The sequence below is a fragment of the Pseudomonas sp. Pseu.R1 genome (assembly GCF_045764065.1).
Classification (GTDB): Bacteria; Pseudomonadota; Gammaproteobacteria; order Pseudomonadales; family Pseudomonadaceae; genus Aquipseudomonas.
Genome location: NZ_JBJGEE020000001.1, coordinates 5232901 through 5248427, shown reverse-complemented (window position 1 = coordinate 5248427; position 15527 = coordinate 5232901). Strand labels below are relative to the sequence as shown.

General features: G+C 59.9%; 15 protein-coding genes. 7 read left to right on the top strand and 8 right to left on the bottom strand.

What is annotated here, in order from left to right; all coding sequences use genetic code 11:
• Window positions 1–7: 7 nt before the first annotated feature.
• Entirely contained in the window at window positions 8–916 is a 909-nt protein-coding gene (locus ACI5GA_RS23945) for a LysR family transcriptional regulator (RefSeq protein ID WP_421424542.1), read from the top strand.
• Window positions 917–1053: 137 nt separating this feature from the next.
• On the opposite strand, the gene ACI5GA_RS23940 is transcribed toward ACI5GA_RS23945, so the two are convergent.
• From ACI5GA_RS23940 to ACI5GA_RS23920, 5 genes are all read right to left on the bottom strand, one after another.
• Entirely contained in the window at window positions 1054–1959 is a 906-nt protein-coding gene (locus ACI5GA_RS23940) for an AraC family transcriptional regulator (RefSeq protein WP_421424540.1), read from the bottom strand.
• Between the two features lie 83 nt (window positions 1960–2042).
• A complete protein-coding gene (locus ACI5GA_RS23935) occupies window positions 2043–2732 on the bottom strand; it encodes a fumarylacetoacetate hydrolase family protein (protein ID WP_421424538.1) in 690 nt (229 codons plus the stop codon).
• Window positions 2733–3064: 332 nt separating this feature from the next.
• Complete coding sequence (locus ACI5GA_RS23930; RefSeq protein ID WP_421424536.1) at window positions 3065–3829, bottom strand: SDR family oxidoreductase; 765 nt, start codon at window positions 3827–3829, stop codon at window positions 3065–3067.
• A 153-nt stretch (window positions 3830–3982) separates the two neighbouring features.
• The gene (locus ACI5GA_RS23925; protein WP_421425526.1) at window positions 3983–4918 is read right to left on the bottom strand and encodes a 2-hydroxyacid dehydrogenase; all 936 of its coding nucleotides are present in this window, start codon (window positions 4916–4918) and stop codon (window positions 3983–3985) included.
• Between the two features lie 100 nt (window positions 4919–5018).
• On the bottom strand, window positions 5019–6377 hold the full coding sequence (locus tag ACI5GA_RS23920; RefSeq protein ID WP_421424533.1) for a diguanylate cyclase domain-containing protein: 1359 nt from the start codon (window positions 6375–6377) through the stop codon (window positions 5019–5021).
• A gap of 343 nt (window positions 6378–6720) precedes the next feature.
• Here ACI5GA_RS23920 and ACI5GA_RS23915 point away from each other — a divergent pair, with 343 nt between their 5' ends.
• A complete protein-coding gene (locus ACI5GA_RS23915; protein WP_421424532.1) occupies window positions 6721–7809 on the top strand; it encodes a glycerophosphodiester phosphodiesterase in 1089 nt (362 codons plus the stop codon).
• Window positions 7810–7883: 74 nt separating this feature from the next.
• Here ACI5GA_RS23915 and pyrF read toward each other — a convergent pair whose 3' ends face one another.
• Entirely contained in the window at window positions 7884–8582 is a 699-nt protein-coding gene (gene pyrF / locus ACI5GA_RS23910; RefSeq protein ID WP_421425525.1) for an orotidine-5'-phosphate decarboxylase, read from the bottom strand.
• Window positions 8583–8942: 360 nt separating this feature from the next.
• Here pyrF and eat point away from each other — a divergent pair, with 360 nt between their 5' ends.
• Both eat and ACI5GA_RS23900 read left to right on the top strand, forming a co-directional pair.
• A complete protein-coding gene (gene eat / locus ACI5GA_RS23905; protein WP_421424531.1) occupies window positions 8943–10307 on the top strand; it encodes an ethanolamine permease in 1365 nt (454 codons plus the stop codon).
• A 301-nt stretch (window positions 10308–10608) separates the two neighbouring features.
• Entirely contained in the window at window positions 10609–10776 is a 168-nt protein-coding gene (locus tag ACI5GA_RS23900; RefSeq protein ID WP_108240131.1) for a DUF2897 family protein, read from the top strand.
• A gap of 48 nt (window positions 10777–10824) precedes the next feature.
• Here the strand turns inward: ACI5GA_RS23900 and ACI5GA_RS23895 are convergent, their stop codons facing one another.
• A complete protein-coding gene (locus ACI5GA_RS23895) occupies window positions 10825–11655 on the bottom strand; it encodes a substrate-binding periplasmic protein (protein ID WP_404639916.1) in 831 nt (276 codons plus the stop codon).
• A gap of 467 nt (window positions 11656–12122) precedes the next feature.
• Here ACI5GA_RS23895 and ACI5GA_RS23890 point away from each other — a divergent pair, with 467 nt between their 5' ends.
• Window positions 12123–12665, top strand: coding sequence for an exonuclease domain-containing protein (locus ACI5GA_RS23890; RefSeq protein ID WP_421424527.1), 543 nt, complete (start codon window positions 12123–12125; stop codon window positions 12663–12665).
• Window positions 12666–12753: 88 nt separating this feature from the next.
• A complete protein-coding gene (locus ACI5GA_RS23885) occupies window positions 12754–13041 on the top strand; it encodes a pyrimidine/purine nucleoside phosphorylase (RefSeq protein ID WP_421424525.1) in 288 nt (95 codons plus the stop codon).
• Window positions 13042–13260: 219 nt separating this feature from the next.
• Here the strand turns inward: ACI5GA_RS23885 and ACI5GA_RS23880 are convergent, their stop codons facing one another.
• Window positions 13261–15036, bottom strand: a complete 1776-nt coding sequence (locus tag ACI5GA_RS23880; protein WP_421424524.1) for an ABC transporter transmembrane domain-containing protein — start codon at window positions 15034–15036, stop codon at window positions 13261–13263.
• A gap of 297 nt (window positions 15037–15333) precedes the next feature.
• Between ACI5GA_RS23880 and ACI5GA_RS23875 the strand changes: the two genes are divergently transcribed.
• Entirely contained in the window at window positions 15334–15507 is a 174-nt protein-coding gene (locus tag ACI5GA_RS23875) for a PA1571 family protein (protein WP_404639992.1), read from the top strand.
• Window positions 15508–15527 lie beyond the last annotated feature (20 nt).

Here is a 15527-nt window from a genome sequence, read left to right as displayed (position 1 = left end):
TGCCGTGATGCAATCAAAATTGGCATTAACGCAAAGGATCAATGCAGCCATGCAATATCGAATCAGTCATGCCGACCTCACGTTGATCCTCGCGCTGGTGCGCGGCAAGACGTTGCTCAAGGCGGCTGAACGACTCAAAGTCGACGTCTCGACGGTGTTTCGAGCAGTGCGTCGGCTGGAAGCGTCCGTGGGCACGGCACTGTTCGATAAGAGCCGCTCAGGGTATCACCCCACCAGCGCAGCGATTCTGTTGGCACAGCAGGCAGAAAGCGCCGAACACGCCTTGAGTCTGGCGCAGATCAGCCTTGAACAAGGCCAGCACATCGTCAGCGGCACAGTACGTCTGACCTGCACCGAAGCCGTCCTCCAAAGCCTGCTACTGCCCGCCCTCACCCGCTTCATGCCCGACTATCCAGGCCTCAAGCTGGAACTCAACACGTCCAGCACCTTCGCCAACCTCAGCCGCCGCGACGCCGATATCGCGCTGCGCCTGACCAATGCCCCGCCGGAGCATCTGGTGGGTACGCGTCTGGGGACTGTTTCGTATCAGGTCTGCGCCAACGCGTCCTACCTGCAACGACACGAACCGACCGATTTGAGCGCCATGGACTGGATTGCGCCGGACGATTTTCTCCCTGACCACCCGACCGTGACCTGGCGTCGCCAGCAACTGCCGGGCGTGAACCTGGCCTACCGGTGCAGTTCAATGCTGGCGGTTGCGCAATTGGTGAGGGCCGGAATGGGCGTGGCCGCGCTGCCGGACTTCATGCTGCATGAGGGAGATTTGCAGCGACTTGGGGACCCGCTTGAAGGCTACGACACCGCACTGTGGCTGCTGACTCGACCGGATTGCCGGGCGCTGCGTTCGGTGTCGGCGTTGTTCAGTGAGCTGACCCAAACACTCAAATGGGCCTGAAGGCATCGATATGCCTGACACTGCGAGCACCCTGTGGGGGCGAATTCATTCGCGATGACGGAGGCCCAGACGATGGAGATGCAGCGTTTGCACGGACCTCATCGCGAATGAATTCGCTCCCACAGAGACCAGCGCTCTCACCCACCCCGCTGCTCACGCCGAAACTGCCCCGGTGGCATGCCATTGGCCTTGCGAAAACGTCGCGAAAAGTACGCTTCATCGGCAAACCCGCAGATCTGGGCAATGTGGCTCAGGGGTTTGCTGCTGTTCATCAAATACGTGCGCGCCAGGCGCATGCGCCGCTCAAGAACCAGCTCGGAAAACGTACTGCCCGTCTCTTTGCGCAACAGGTGCGTCAGGTAGTTGGGCGAGAGGAACGCTGCCGCTGCCGCATCGGTCAAGGTCAGGGCCGGATCGGCAATATGCTCGCGAATGTAATCCATCACCCGCGCCATCGCATCCCGCCGCCCTCGGCGCTCTGCCTTGCTTGCCGACAGCGCGCGTAACTCGGGCTCGAACTGATTGCAGACCTGACCAATCAGTTGCAGCAGATACCCCCGCAACATCGACGCCGAACCCAATTGCCGGGTTTGATCCACTTCGCGCATCTGACCGAGCAATGCCGTGATCTCGGCAAAACGGGCGTCGTCGAGGATGAAATCCAGATGTTCCTGAAAGCGAAACGGCGCCAACTCAGGCGCCTCGTTCAGCGGTATGTCCTCCAGGTCCATCGGGTCGCATTGCAGGTGCTGCAACAGAAAATCCTGAGAGAAGTTGATCAGCACGAAATTGCCGTCTTCCGGGTGAGGAATGACGTGCAGGCGATGGGGCAGGATGAACGCCAACGTGTTGCGCGGAAAGGGCCGGATCGCACCACCGATGTGCTGCACGGTGTCGCCCCCCAGGTTGATCTGGATCTGGAAATATTCGTGTCGATGGGGCGAGGTCAGGGCCGGGCGAGCGGACTTGTCACGGATGTAGAAATCCATGCGGTCGCTGCGTTGCTGCATGCCATAGGTCTGGATGCGGGAGGTATTGGCCATCGCTGAAACACCTGCAAACTCTCGGTCGGACGGCCGCATCTTAGGGCAACGACAGCCGTTCGACCAAAAGATTGTCAGGTGTGTCAGCCGATCGTGACGGTCAACTCAGCAAGCCCTTCGATGCCCGCCGTGACCACATCCCCCCGTTGCAGCGCGCCCACGCCCGCTGGGGTGCCGGTGTAGATCAGGTCACCAGCTTTCACGCCCACCGATTGCGACAGGTAGGCAATCACATCCTTGACGGCCCAGATCTGGTCCGCCAGATCGCCGCGCTGGCGGGATTCGCCGTTGACGTCCAGCCAGATCGATCCGCTGTCCGGGTGGCCCACTTTGCTCACCGGCAACAGGGCGGTGGCGGGTGCCGAGGCGTCGAATGCCTTGGCCCACTCCCATGGGCGGCCCATCTTCTTGGCTTGCGCCTGCAAATCGCGACGGGTCAGGTCCAGGCCGACGCCGTAGCCCCAGACGTGGCTCAACGCGTCTTGCGGGTTGATGTTCACGCCATCCTTGCCGATGGCCACCACCAGCTCGATTTCGTGGTGCAAGTCCTGAGTCAGCGGCGGATACGGGATCGTGCCTTCGGCAGGCACCACGGCATCGGCGGGTTTGGCGAAGAAGAACGGCGGCTCGCGATCGGGGTCGTGGCCCATTTCACGGGCGTGTTCGGAATAGTTGCGACCGACGCAGAACACGCGACGGATGGGAAAGCGCGCAGACGTTCCAGCCACCGCCAGCGATGGCGTGGCGATGGGTGCAATGACGAATTCGCTCATGGTCATGTCCTCTCTTTTGAAGGTTGATTGACATGAAAGCAGTGTGAGGATTCGGCAACAGGCCGGGTTGGACAGATCCCCGCAGGTTATGGACGGAGCAACGGAGCTGCAGGTGAACACAGCACTTGTGAGAGCTGACTTGTTGTGAAAGCGGCGGGTCAGCTAGGCATGAGGTGACTGAGGTATCGTATTCGCCAGCCAGCCGGATCCCACAGATTTTGCGGCAACTCTGATGTTCTCAGTCCGACGCAATCATTGTGGGAGCCGCCTTGGTGGCGAATGCGTCGGGGCAGGCACCAAAACTGGCTGACTGACCGCGCGTTCCAAGGAGCTTACCCACGCCCCACAAACGGCATGCTGTTGGCCATCACCGTCATGTTCAGCACGTTCGCCGACAGCGGCAGGCTGGCCATGTAACTCACGGCATCGGCCACGTGCTGCACATCCATGGTCGGCTCCACTTGCAGCTCGCCATTGGGCTGCAATACGCCCTTGGTCATGCGGTCGGTCATTTCGGTCAGCGCGTTGCCGATGTCGATCTGGCCGCAGGCGATGTTGTACTGACGGCCGTCCAGCGAGGTGCTTTTGGTCAGGCCCAGCACCGCGTGTTTGCTGGAGGTGTAGGGGGAGCTGAACAGGCGCGGCGTGTGGGCCGAAATCGAGCCGTTGTTGATGATCCGCCCGCCCTGCGGCACTTGCCGACGCATCAGGCCGAACGCTCCGCGCACGCAGAGGAACATGCCGGTGACGTTGGTATCGATCACGTTCTTCCACTGCTCGACCGACAATTCGTCCATCGGCACCGCCGGAGCGCCGATTCCGGCGTTGTTGAACGACACGTCCAATCGTCCAAAGGTGTTTTCGATGGTCGCGAACAGCGCTTCGACACTGGCCGCGTCACGCACATCGGTAGAGACGGCCAACGCCTGCTGCCCCGCCGCCTTGGCTTGTTCGGCCAATTCAACCAAGGGTTCCAGCCGACGCCCGGCAAGCACCACGGCGTAGCCGTCTTCGAGCAATTGCAGTGCGACGGCGCGGCCAATGCCGCTTCCTGCGCCGGTGACCAGCGCGACTTTCAAGGCAGGCGATAAAGACATGGAGAACTCCTTTTTGTTAATGGATTAGGAATACATCCGAGCGAACCTGTAGGCGTGAGCTTGCTCGCGATCGAGGTCCGATCAGTCACCCATGCAATAGCCTGAAGACTGGATCGCGAGCAAGCTCACTCCTACAGACAGGTGGAGCTCAAGTTAACTGTGCACCGGGGTCAACACCGGTTTGCCCGCATAAAACGCCAGCAGGTTGTTGGCCACCATCTGCACTGTGTCACGTGAAGCTTCTGGCGAAAGGCCCGCGACATGGGGCGTCAACACCACGTTGTGCAGGATTTTCAGGCTGTCAGGGATGTGAGGCTCATCATCGAACACGTCCAGCCCGGCTCCGGCCAGACGCCCGTGCTGCAACGCATCGACTAGCGCCTCGGTGTCAACCACGCTGGCGCGGGCAATGTTGATGAGAAACCCGTCTGCACCCAACGCTTCGATGGCTGACTTGTCGATCAAATGCTGTGTGCCACCGCCGCCAGGGGTCGCGATGATCAGGAAGTCACACTCGGCGGCCAGCGCCCGTGGCGAATCGCAGTAATGAAAGTCCACGTCGGCGCGTGGTGAACGGTTGTGATAACTGATCTGCATGTCAAAACCCTGCGCACGCTTGGCAATCGCCAGCCCCACCGCGCCCAGCCCAAGAATCCCCAACCGCTTGTGGGTAAACGACGGACGCGTCACCTTGCGCCATTCGCTGCGCCGCGCCGACGCATCGGCCAGGGGAATGTCGCGCACCAGCGACAACAGTAACGACATGGCATGATCGGCCACCGTCGGCGCATTAACCCCGGCGCCGTTGGTCACGGTAATGCCCCGTGCTTCAGCAGCGGGCAGATCGACTTGCTCGTAACCCGCACCGATCACACAAATGATCCCCAGCTTCGGCAACGCCGCCATCTCATCTGCGGTAAACCCCAACGGCCCACGGGTCAGCACTGCATCGATCTCATCGCCCCGAGTGGCCACCGCCTCAGCCCGCGTGGCCGGGGTCGGCGCCAGAATCAAGCGAAACCCGCTCTGCTCCAGAATCGGCAAATACTCGTTCACGCTCTCGACCAGCACCAGCACCGTCTTCGTCATCATCACACCGTCGGGTCATTTTCGATGGGACAGACAGTAGCGCGAGTCAGAGCGGTTGTGCAGGGAAATTACGTTCAACACGGTAGATGCCCGTGCCCTCTTACCCCTCGAATCGATTTCCCCCATTCTTCTTTGCGCTGTACATCGCCTCATCGGCATGCCGGAACAGTTGCGCCAGATCAGTCGCATTTTCCGGATAGTTGGCAATGCCGATGCTCGGCAGGATCTGCCAGTCGTGCCCTTTGAGCACCATCGGCACATTGAGCACCTTGCAGATTTTCTCGGCGACTTTGCCTGCATCGTCCCGACTGTTGACCCGGTCCAGCAAGACCACGAATTCGTCGCCCCCGATGCGTGCCACGGTGTCGGTTTCGCGCACGCACTGTTTGAGTCGATGTGCGACCTCCTGAAGCAGCAAGTCCCCAGCGGCATGGCCGAGGGTATCGTTGACCAGCTTGAATTTGTCCAGGTCCAGATAGAGCAGCGCCAGGCGGCCCTTGCTGTTTTTGGCGCGCTCCAGGGATTGCTGCAATCGCTCCTGAAGCAGCATACGGTTGGGAATCTGGGTCAACTGGTCGTACTGGGCCATGCTTTTGAGGCGGTCATACAGTTGTTTGCGTTCAATGGCAGCAGCGACCTGGGTCGAGACGAATTGCAGCAGTTCCTTGTCGCGTTCGTCGTAGTGCGGGCAATCAGGGTGGCTCTTGACCAGCAGCGCGCCAATGATGCCATGCTGGGTTTCCAGCGGTGCCGCCAGCCAGGACAGACCGTCGGCGCCCAGCAGAGCGCGCAAGTAGTCAGGCGCACAGTGTGGCGTGTCCTGTTGGCCATGTTCAGGGGCCAGTAACAGGGAGCGCCCCTGCCCCACCACTTCGGTCGCCAGCGCGTTGGCCATCGGCTGTTGCAAGGTCGGGTCGAGGGCGTCGACGTGGTAGGTAAAATTCAGCAGCCCGCTGTATTTGTCACGCAGGGCGACGAAGAAACTGCGCGCAGGCAGCAAATCACCGATCACGCTGTGCATGTCTTTGAACAACGCCGAGAGATCACTGGCCGTGTGAGCGGCTTCGGAGATGCGAAACAACGCAGCGCGCATCGACTCGGCACGCTTGCGCTCGGTGATGTCCCGGGCCACAGCGATGCGCAGGTTGTCCACTTCCGACCAGCGCGCCGACCACATGATGTGCACCACACGGCCATCTTTGCGGACGTAACGGTTCTCGAAACCTACGTTGGGCTGCCCGGCCATGATGTCGCGGGCCTCGGCCAATGTGCGTTCGCGATCATCGGGATGAACCAGCTCGATCATCTTGCGACCGATGAGTTCATGGGGCAGATAGCCGAAAATCCGCTCCGCCGCCGCACTGACGAACACGTAGCGACCCTCTGCATCGACCACGCAGATGGCATCCAGCAGCATGTCGACAAATCCCACCAATGCAGCGTAAGTGTTTGTTTCCATACGATAAAAGCCACCTGCAAAAAGAACGTTCACGCACCTGACAGCTGACCGTCATGAAAAAGCGCAACACGGGCCGCCATAGTGCACAAAGCCGTGACGTTCGGCCATGCGACCGGCGTTCATAACGACAGGTTTTTTCCAGTCGCGACACATCGGTTGCCCGCACTGAAGATAGCTGTTTATGGTCTGACGGATGCGCCCGGACACACAGCGCTGCCTGGCAGGCAGAAACGCGCAGCGGTTTCTCGCCGCTTCATGAATGAATCATGCTTATCAAGGAACGTTATCAATGCTTAGAGGAATCTCCAGATCATTGCGTTGCAGAACAGCGTTGGCCAGTGCAATGAGCGCTGTTCTGTTGTCTTCGGTCCCCGCCATGGCGGCCAGTGAGCCAGGCAAGGCGTTGGCAGCCAAGGCCGGTATCCCGTGGCCTGCGGTGATCGCCCACCGGGGTGCGTCGTTCAATGCCCCGGAAGAAACCATCCCCTCCTACACCCTGGCTCGTGAATTGGGTGCCGACTATCTGGAAATGGACATCCAGCGCACCAAAGATGGCGTGCTGATCGCACTGCATGACGACACGCTGGAGCGCACCACCAACATCGCCGAGGTCTACCCTGACCGTGCGAAGAACCCGGTCAGCAGCTTCACCCTCGAAGAGCTCAAGCGTCTGGACGCCGGGTCCTGGTTCAACAAGGCCCATCCGGATCGCGCCCGTGCCAGTTACGCCGGACTGAAAATTCTGACGCTGGATGAAGTGATCGACATCGCCGAGGGCGGCAAGAACAAACCGGGGCTGTACATCGAGACCAAAGTCCCCGCGCAGTTTCCAGGCATCGAAGACGATTTGAAGAAAAAGCTGGAGCAGCGCGGCTGGCTGAGCCAGCGCCCGGCCGCCGAGAAGGGCTACGTCAATGTGGCCCACACACCGGGCCGCGTGGTGCTGCAGACGTTCGAAAAGCCGAGCCTTGAGTTATTGCAGAAAGCCATGCCGAACACGCCAAAGGTGCTGTTGCTGTGGCTGGGTGACGGCTACATTCAGGCCGCCTCCGACAAGACGTTCAAGGACTCCGGCGCGAAGGACAAAGCAGCGTTCTATGCCACACAGGAAGTGAAATCGAAGGAAGAGTTCGCCGCATGGATGGACTGGGCCAAGGCCCACGGCGCCATCGGCACGGGACCTGCGGCGGCGCTGAAAGACGGCGGTGATCAGAGCTACATGGATCTGGTGCAGCCGTGGATGAACAAAATGGCCCATGATCGCGGCCTGATCATCCATCCCTACACCGTGGACGATGCGGTGGACTTCAAGGCCATCAGCGCGCGCGGGGTCGACGGTTTCTTCACCAACCGGGCGTCGGAACTGCTGAAGTTCTATGGTCGACCGTCGAAGGAGAGTATGGAGTCGATTCTGAAGCGGATCGGGTATTGAACCCATAAGTCGCGAGGGGGGATGTAGAACTGTGGGAGCCGGCTTGCTGGCTCCCACACGCCGTGTTAACGCTTTTACGCCAACTCGGCCACCACTGCCGCCAACGCTTGGGCCGGATCCGCCGCCTGGCTGATCGGGCGACCAATCACCAGATAATCGGAACCGGCATCCAGCGCCTGACGCGGTGTCAGAATGCGGCGCTGATCGTCCTGGGCACTGCCCGCAGGGCGAATACCTGGCGTCACCAGTTGCAGCGAAGGATGGGCCGCCTTCAGGGCCTGAGCTTCGAGTGCCGAGCACACCAGGCCGTCCATCCCGGCCTTTTGCGCCAATGCCGCCAGACGCAGCACTTGCTCCTGTGGCTCGATGTCCAGACCGATGGCCGCCAGGTCTTCACGCTCCATGCTGGTCAGCACGGTCACGCCGATCAACAGAGGCTTGGCGCCACTGCGCTGCTCCAGCACATTGCGGCAGGCGTCCATCATGCGCAGGCCGCCGGAGCAGTGCACGTTGACCATCCACACGCCCATCTCGGCAGCGGCCTTGACCGCCATCGCCGTGGTGTTGGGGATGTCATGGAATTTCAGGTCCAGGAACACTTCGAAACCCTTGTCGTTCAAGGTTTCGACGATGCCCGATGCGCTGCTGGTGAACAATTCCTTGCCCACCTTGACCCGACACAGTTTCGGGTCGAGCTGATCCGCCAGTTTCAACGCCGCTTCGCGGGTCGGGAAATCCAGGGCAACGATGATGGGGGTCTGGCAAGCGGACATGAGCGGGTTCTCTGGCAAGTCGAAATCGGCGCGCATTGTAGCGGAACCTGCCGCTGCGCGGGACCCGGTGATCGTAAAGTGTGACCCAGCATCGCGGTTCACCCTGTGGGAGCGAATTCATTCGCGATGACGGAGGTCCAGACGATGGAGATGCAGTGTCTATACCGACCTCATCGCGAATGAATTCGCTCCCACAGAGAGCAACGAACGCCCACTTATCGCGCACGATCAAGGCCTGATCGCCGAACAAGCATCCTGCATACGACCCTTTTCGAAACATTGCGACACATTTGCACACTACTGGCATGACCACTGCAACGCTCCACCTCCCGATGAGCCAATCAATCCAGGGAGTGACGCATGAATACGCAACTGAAGCCCACACTGGGCACGCTGCATTTGTGGGGGATCGCTGTGGGGCTGGTGATCTCCGGTGAGTATTTCGGCTGGAGCTACGGCTGGGGTGTGGCCGGGACGCTGGGTTTTCTACTCACGTCGCTGATAGTCGCGGCCATGTACACCTGTTTCATCTTCAGTTTTACCGAGCTGACCACTGCCATTCCCCACGCGGGCGGTCCGTTTGCCTACAGCCGCCGAGCCTTTGGTGAGAAAGGCGGGTTGATCGCAGGCCTCGCGACGCTGATCGAGTTCGTCTTCGCCCCGCCCGCCATCGCGCTGGCCATCGGTGCTTACCTCAACGTGCAATTTCCGGCGCTGGACCCCAAGCATGCAGCCGTCGGCGCTTATATCGTTTTCATGACCCTCAACATCCTCGGGGTCAAACTGGCGGCCACGTTCGAATTGGTGGTCTGCGTGCTGGCCGTTCTGGAACTGCTGGTGTTCATGGGCGTCGTGGCTCCAGCCTTCAGTTTCAGCAACTTCGCGCTGAATGGCTGGGCCGGGTCTGACAGTTTTGGCGCTCCGGCGATTGCCGGGATGTTTGCAGCGATCCCCTTCGCCATCTGGTTCTTCCTCGCCATCGAAGGCGCCGCCATGGCCGCCGAAGAAGCGAAAGATCCCAAGCGCACCATTCCGAAAGCCTACATCAGCGGCATCATCACCCTGGTGTTGCTGGCGATGGGCGTGATGTTTTTCGCCGGTGGTGTGGGCGACTGGAAAGCCCTGTCGAACATCAATGATCCGCTGCCTCAGGCCATGAAAGCGGTGGTCGGCGAAAGCTCCGGCTGGCTGCACATGCTGGTGTGGATCGGCCTGTTCGGGTTGGTGGCCAGTTTCCATGGCATCATTCTGGGCTATTCGCGGCAGTTCTTCGCCCTCGCCCGCGCCGGTTATCTGCCTGCTTCGCTGGCCAAACTGTCACGCTTTCAAACGCCTCATCGCGCGATCATTGCCGGGGGCGTGATCGGTATCGCGGCGATTTACAGTGACGGGCTGATCAACCTCAGTGGCATGACCCTCACTGCGGCGATGATTACCATGGCGGTATTCGGCGCGATCGTCATGTACATCATGAGCATGTTGAGCCTGTTCAAACTGCGCAAGACCGAGCCGCTGCTGGAGCGCACGTTCCGCGCGCCGGGCTACCCCATCGTGCCGGGCATCGCGCTGCTGCTGGCGGTGGTCTGCCTGATTGCCATGGCCTGGTTCAACGCGCTGATCGGGCTGATTTTCCTGGCGTTCATGGCCGTAGGTTTCGTGTATTTCGGCGTAACCGGCCATGCGCGCTCGGCGGCGCCTGCCGATTCGATGTTGACGGGGGTTTAGAAGAAGCGCTATGTGGGAGATTCTATGTTGGCGGGTCAACCGCATTCGCCACCAAGGCGGCTCCCACATTGACCGCGCCAGACCGAAGCGTTTTATTCGACGCCATACCTGTGGGAGCCCGTTTGCTGGCGAATGCAGTCTGTCACACACATCCATGTTGAATGACACACCGCGTTCGCCAGCAAGCAGGCCCCACAAAATGGCGAGCACGACACCAACTCTATAACCACGCATCCCCTGGAATGGAACCACTGAGCAGCGCCACTGCTCAAAGCGGTATCACAAGAAGGAGAGAGCCCCCATGCCCTGGTACGCCTGGTTAATTCTGGTCATTGCAATCGGCTCGATCGTCGGTGGTTTGCTGATGCTCAAGGATTCGGCAAAAAAACTGCCCCTGACCGAAGAACAATTGCGACGCGTGCACGAGCGCAACGCGGAAATGGACGCCAAGGAAGCGCGCGATCGCTGAAGCCGTCATCAGCGGGCGGTGCAACACCACCGCCTGCCTCCCCTCTTCTCAATCCCGACTGTCACCGTCGTCCAATGCCACTGCATGGTGGCTGGCCTGTGGCGTGACCGCGATACGGAACGGCTGGAATATCTTGAACATCTGTCCGTTCTCCCGGAGTTGACGCAACAGGTCGCTGAACTTCTCCCCGGTGATCGGTGCATTCGGGCGCAACAGAGCAAAGTGTCGATACACCTGATCCACCCGGTCCGACACCAAAAACTGCCCGGCGTCCTGCGGGTTGGCGGCGATGAATGTGCTCAGGTAGGAGCGCGTGACCAAGGCGATGTCCGCCCGGTCACGCAGCACCATCGCCAGGTTGCTGTCATGGGAATAGGTCAGCGTGGCGTTGTAATGCTCGGCCAGAAACTTGGGGTCGGCGTTGAAATGGGCGAATGCGTAGTGATAACCGCTGAACAGCGCCAGACGCTTGCCCTTCAACTCTTCGAAATACGCTTGCGTACGCCCCGCGACACGGTGAGCGACAAAGATTTCCGCGTCTTCAAGCCCCATGTCCACATCCTCGTGCGGGATGTCTTTCCAGCCCCAACCGGGATTTTCAAAGATGGCCATGTCGAAACGTTCCTGCTGGAAATCGCGGAAACGACGAGGAATGGACGTCGGGACCATCTCGAAGCGATAGTCACTCTGCATGGCGTTCAACGCATCGACCATTTGCGGCAACAGCCCGGTGTCTTCACCCCGTTCAGGGCGAATCGTGTAGGGCGGAAAATGCGCCGCACCAATACGCACCAACTGCGCCGCACCTGCCTGCCAAGCCCACAACGTGGTCGTCGCCAAGAGCAACGTGTTCAAAGCCATCCGCACCGGCGTAGACATCAAGACAAAGCACCTCTGGCGAATAGGAGTACGCGTAAGCTATGCGTTCACGGACAATTAGACAACGCTCAAATCAACTCAAAACCCGCTTGATTCTCGCTCCAGTCACCTGGGCAACGACAGTGCTATCTGGTTCATGCAAGGCTCCGATGTCAGGGATGTCCGGGAAATGGCCGATATGCAGCCCGATCCTTCGTCCGTAGCCTGTGTCGACGACGCCCCGCACCCGGGCCTACAAAGGTACTTACAAAAAAACGTTCGCGCCGCAATTTATGATGGGCGTTGTCACCAGGCAAGGGCTCGGACCCGATTTACGACCGTTGCCCGATAAAAAGCTGTTTCGCCCGGCAAACCACCGTTGACCCACACGGTCCCAGACATCGCACACCCGCAGCGGGTTGGACGCCGCCGCGTGAATGTGGCTACGCTGCATGTCGGTGCCACGGGTTAAGAAACTGGAGTTCGAGATGCCCCATTGGTTGGTGATAGATCTGGAGGCCACCACCGAAGAAGGCGGCTGGCCAGTGGCAGAGATGGAAATCATTGAAATCGGCGCCTGCGTGGTCAATTCGGAAGGACGGGAAGTCGATCATTTCGAACGCTTCGTTCGCCCCGTTCGCAGGCCGCAATTGACGCCGTTTTGTCGCGAACTGACCCACATACAGCAAGCCCAGATTGACAGTGCGCAACCTTTGCCGACGATCTGGCCGCAATTCGAACGCTGGATGAGCCATCACCGGTCTCGTCTGGTGGGTTGGGTCAGTTGGGGGGATTACGATCGCCAGCAGTTCGACCTGCAATGGCAACAGCACCAATTGACCAGCGACCTGAGCAGCCTGCCGCACATCAACCTCAAACAGCGCTTTGCCCACGCCCGTCAATTGCAAAAGCCCTGCGGCCTGAACACGGCGCTACAACTGGCGGGCATGCATTTCAACGGCCAGCAGCACCGCGCACTGAGCGACGCCAGAAACACCGCCCGACTGCTGCCATTGGTGGCGCCGGGCTGAAGGCGACGCATTTATCAAAGCGGATGACGGCCTTTTGTACGTTGGGCATACTGTCCGACCTTTTTCAGCCCTTCCAAGGAGATCAGCCATGTTCAAGGTCAACGAGTATTTCGACGGCACCGTCAAGTCCATCGCCTTCCAGCAAGCCGATGGCCCGGCCACCATCGGCGTCATGGCTCCCGGAAAGTACAATTTCGGCACCGCTGACCGCGAAATCATGCATGTCGTCTCCGGCTCGCTGAAAGTGCTGCTGCCCGGCGCCTCCGACTGGGAAACCTTCAACGCAGGCGACCAGTTCCGCGTACCGGCCAACAGCAAGTTCGACCTGGAAGTCAGCGTCGAAACCGCTTACCTGTGCGAATACCGCAAGGATTGAAGCACCGAGAGACTCGCCTGCCGGTCGAACGCACTGGTGGGCGTTTTATGGCGACTGATCAACTGCATTCGCCCCCAAGGCGGCTCCCACACTGACCGAGCCGGATTCAGACCCCGGTTCGACGAACCTGTGGGAGCCGCCTTGGTGGCGAAAGCGACTTGACCAAGCAACATAGAACTCCCACAAGGTTGCATCGAACCGCAGCGATGGTACAGCCCCTTACACACCTGCTCCTTGTACATTGAATTGCAACGCCGCCAACCGCGCGTACAGCGCATTGGTTGCAATCAATTCGGCATGCGTTCCCACCGCCACTAATCTCCCCTGATCCATCACGGCGATCCGGTCCGCGTTCTGCACCGTTGCCAGCCGATGGGCAATGACCAGCGTCGTACGGTCCTTCATCAAGGTCGGCAACGCCTGTTGAATCAAATGCTCGCTTTGCGCATCCAACGCACTGGTCGCTTCATCGAGCAGCAGGATCGGCGCATTGGCCAACAGCGCCCGCGCAATCGCCAGCCGCTGACGCTGCCCGCCTGACAACCCCATGCCCCCATCCCCCAGGTGCGTCTGATAACCCTGCGGCAACAGCTCGATGAACTCATGAGCGTGAGCGATGCGCGCCGCCGCCTTCACCTGCTCCTCGCTGGCTTTTGGATTGCCATAGCGAATGTTGTCTTCGACGCTGCCGAAAAACAGCGCGGGCGTCTGGGACACCCAGGCAAAACAACGACGCAGGTCCAGCGGATCGAGGCGTTCGACGGGCAGTCCTTCGATCAGTACCCGTCCTTGCTGCGGGTCGTAAAAACGCAGCAACAAGTCGAACAATGTCGATTTCCCGGCACCCGAAGGCCCCACCAGCGCGAGGGTTTCCCCGGCTTCAATGGTTAAGCTCAGACCTTCGACCGCATTGCGTTCAGGCCTCGACGGGTAGGCGAAGCTGATGTTTTCCAGTGTCAGTTGGCCGCTGACGCGCTCAGGGAGTGTCAGCAGGTCACGGCTTGGCGGGGTGATTTCGCTGCGCGCCTGCAACAGCTCGGTGATACGCTCGGCGGCGCCCGCAGCGCGCTGCATCTCGCCGATGACTTCGCTGAGGGTGCCGAACGCACTGCCGACGATCAGGCTGTAGAACACGAACGCCGCCAGTTCCCCGCCAGAAATACGACCGGCGATGACGTCCATCCCGCCCACCCACAGCATCACTGCCACCGCCCCCAACACCAGCACGATCACCAGCGTTAACAGCCATGAGCGTTGAAGAATCCGCTTGCGCGCCGTGTCGAATGCGCCTTCAGCGGTCAACGAGAAGCGCTGTCGGTCCTGTTCCTGGTGGTTGTAGGCCTGCACGGTCTTGATCTGCCCCAAGGCTTCGGACACATAGCTGCCCACGTCCGCGACCCGATCCTGGCTTTCCCGCGACAGGCTGCGCACACGACGGCCGAAAATCAGGATCGGCGCCACCACCAGCGGCAAGGCCACCACCACGATACTGGTCAGTTTGGGGTTGGTGAAAAACAGCAAGATCACCCCGCCGATCACCATCAGCGCGTTGCGCAGGAACATCGACAACGACGAGCCGATCACCGATTGCAGCAACGTGGTGTCAGCGGTCAGACGCGACTGGATTTCCGAACTGCGGTTGTTCTCGTAAAAACCGGGGTGCAGGCTGACCAGATGGTCGAACACCTCTTTGCGCAAGTCGGCCACGACGCGCTCGCCGATCCATGACACCAGATAAAACCGGGTAAAGGTGCCCACCGCGAGGGCCACCACCAGCGCCATGAACAGCGCGATGCTCTCGTTGAGCAATGCGGGCGAGCGGGTCAAAAAGCCCTGATCGACCATCAATCTGATCCCCTGCCCCATCGACAAGGTGATCGCCGCCGTGACGATCAGCGCCACCAATGCGCCGATGGCCTGTTTGCGATAAGGCGCGATCATCCGCAGCGCCAGACGAATGGCATGACGCTGACGTCCGGAAAACATTGAAGCCATGAAATGCACCTGAGAGACCACACGATGCCAGAGCGTACACCGCCGCGAAGGTGCACGCTCGTCGAGCCTGGCTGAACTCAGGCGATTACAGTGAGTCAGGTAAAGGGTGTCCACATGCGTTATGACGTTATCAAGGGAGGGTTAGCGTGGATCGGTCTAACAGCGGGGTGGCAGTTTGCACCGTGTTCTGGTGGACTGTTTGAACGCTTGATGCGTCCAGGGATGTCACGGCGCATTCATCAAGCGCGGCTACGTTATAGGTGTATTGAAGCGCACAACCTGATGAGGAGACAGGCCATGAGCTTACAGAGCAGCAATCAAGAAACGATTGTACGGCCCCAGCCCCAGTCTCAACTGGGCGGCGCCATTCTCGATGAACACGGGAATCAAATCCTGATTACTGAAGAAATGGTTCAGGCCGCATGTCAGGAATGCGAAAAGTACTGGGTCAAACCTGAAAAACAAGATTGATGAACAGACTGACTTGAAAC

Bases quoted from the DNA above. Each gene is read 5' to 3' on its own strand.
- ACI5GA_RS23945 (WP_421424542.1), top strand. From the start codon at position 8: ATGCAATCAAAATTGGCATTAACGCAAAGGATCAATGCAGCCATGCAA.
- ACI5GA_RS23940 (WP_421424540.1), bottom strand. From the start codon at position 1,959: ATGGCCAATACCTCCCGCATCCAGACCTATGGCATGCAGCAACGCAGC.
- ACI5GA_RS23935 (WP_421424538.1), bottom strand. From the start codon at position 2,732: ATGAGCGAATTCGTCATTGCACCCATCGCCACGCCATCGCTGGCGGTG.
- ACI5GA_RS23930 (WP_421424536.1), bottom strand. From the start codon at position 3,829: ATGTCTTTATCGCCTGCCTTGAAAGTCGCGCTGGTCACCGGCGCAGGA.
- ACI5GA_RS23925 (WP_421425526.1), bottom strand. From the start codon at position 4,918: ATGACGAAGACGGTGCTGGTGCTGGTCGAGAGCGTGAACGAGTATTTG.
- ACI5GA_RS23920 (WP_421424533.1), bottom strand. From the start codon at position 6,377: ATGGAAACAAACACTTACGCTGCATTGGTGGGATTTGTCGACATGCTG.
- ACI5GA_RS23915 (WP_421424532.1), top strand. From the start codon at position 6,721: ATGAGCGCTGTTCTGTTGTCTTCGGTCCCCGCCATGGCGGCCAGTGAG.
- pyrF (WP_421425525.1), bottom strand. From the start codon at position 8,582: ATGTCCGCTTGCCAGACCCCCATCATCGTTGCCCTGGATTTCCCGACC.
- eat (WP_421424531.1), top strand. From the start codon at position 8,943: ATGAATACGCAACTGAAGCCCACACTGGGCACGCTGCATTTGTGGGGG.
- ACI5GA_RS23900 (WP_108240131.1), top strand. From the start codon at position 10,609: ATGCCCTGGTACGCCTGGTTAATTCTGGTCATTGCAATCGGCTCGATC.
- ACI5GA_RS23895 (WP_404639916.1), bottom strand. From the start codon at position 11,655: ATGTCTACGCCGGTGCGGATGGCTTTGAACACGTTGCTCTTGGCGACG.
- ACI5GA_RS23890 (WP_421424527.1), top strand. From the start codon at position 12,123: ATGCCCCATTGGTTGGTGATAGATCTGGAGGCCACCACCGAAGAAGGC.
- ACI5GA_RS23885 (WP_421424525.1), top strand. From the start codon at position 12,754: ATGTTCAAGGTCAACGAGTATTTCGACGGCACCGTCAAGTCCATCGCC.
- ACI5GA_RS23880 (WP_421424524.1), bottom strand. From the start codon at position 15,036: ATGGCTTCAATGTTTTCCGGACGTCAGCGTCATGCCATTCGTCTGGCG.
- ACI5GA_RS23875 (WP_404639992.1), top strand. From the start codon at position 15,334: ATGAGCTTACAGAGCAGCAATCAAGAAACGATTGTACGGCCCCAGCCC.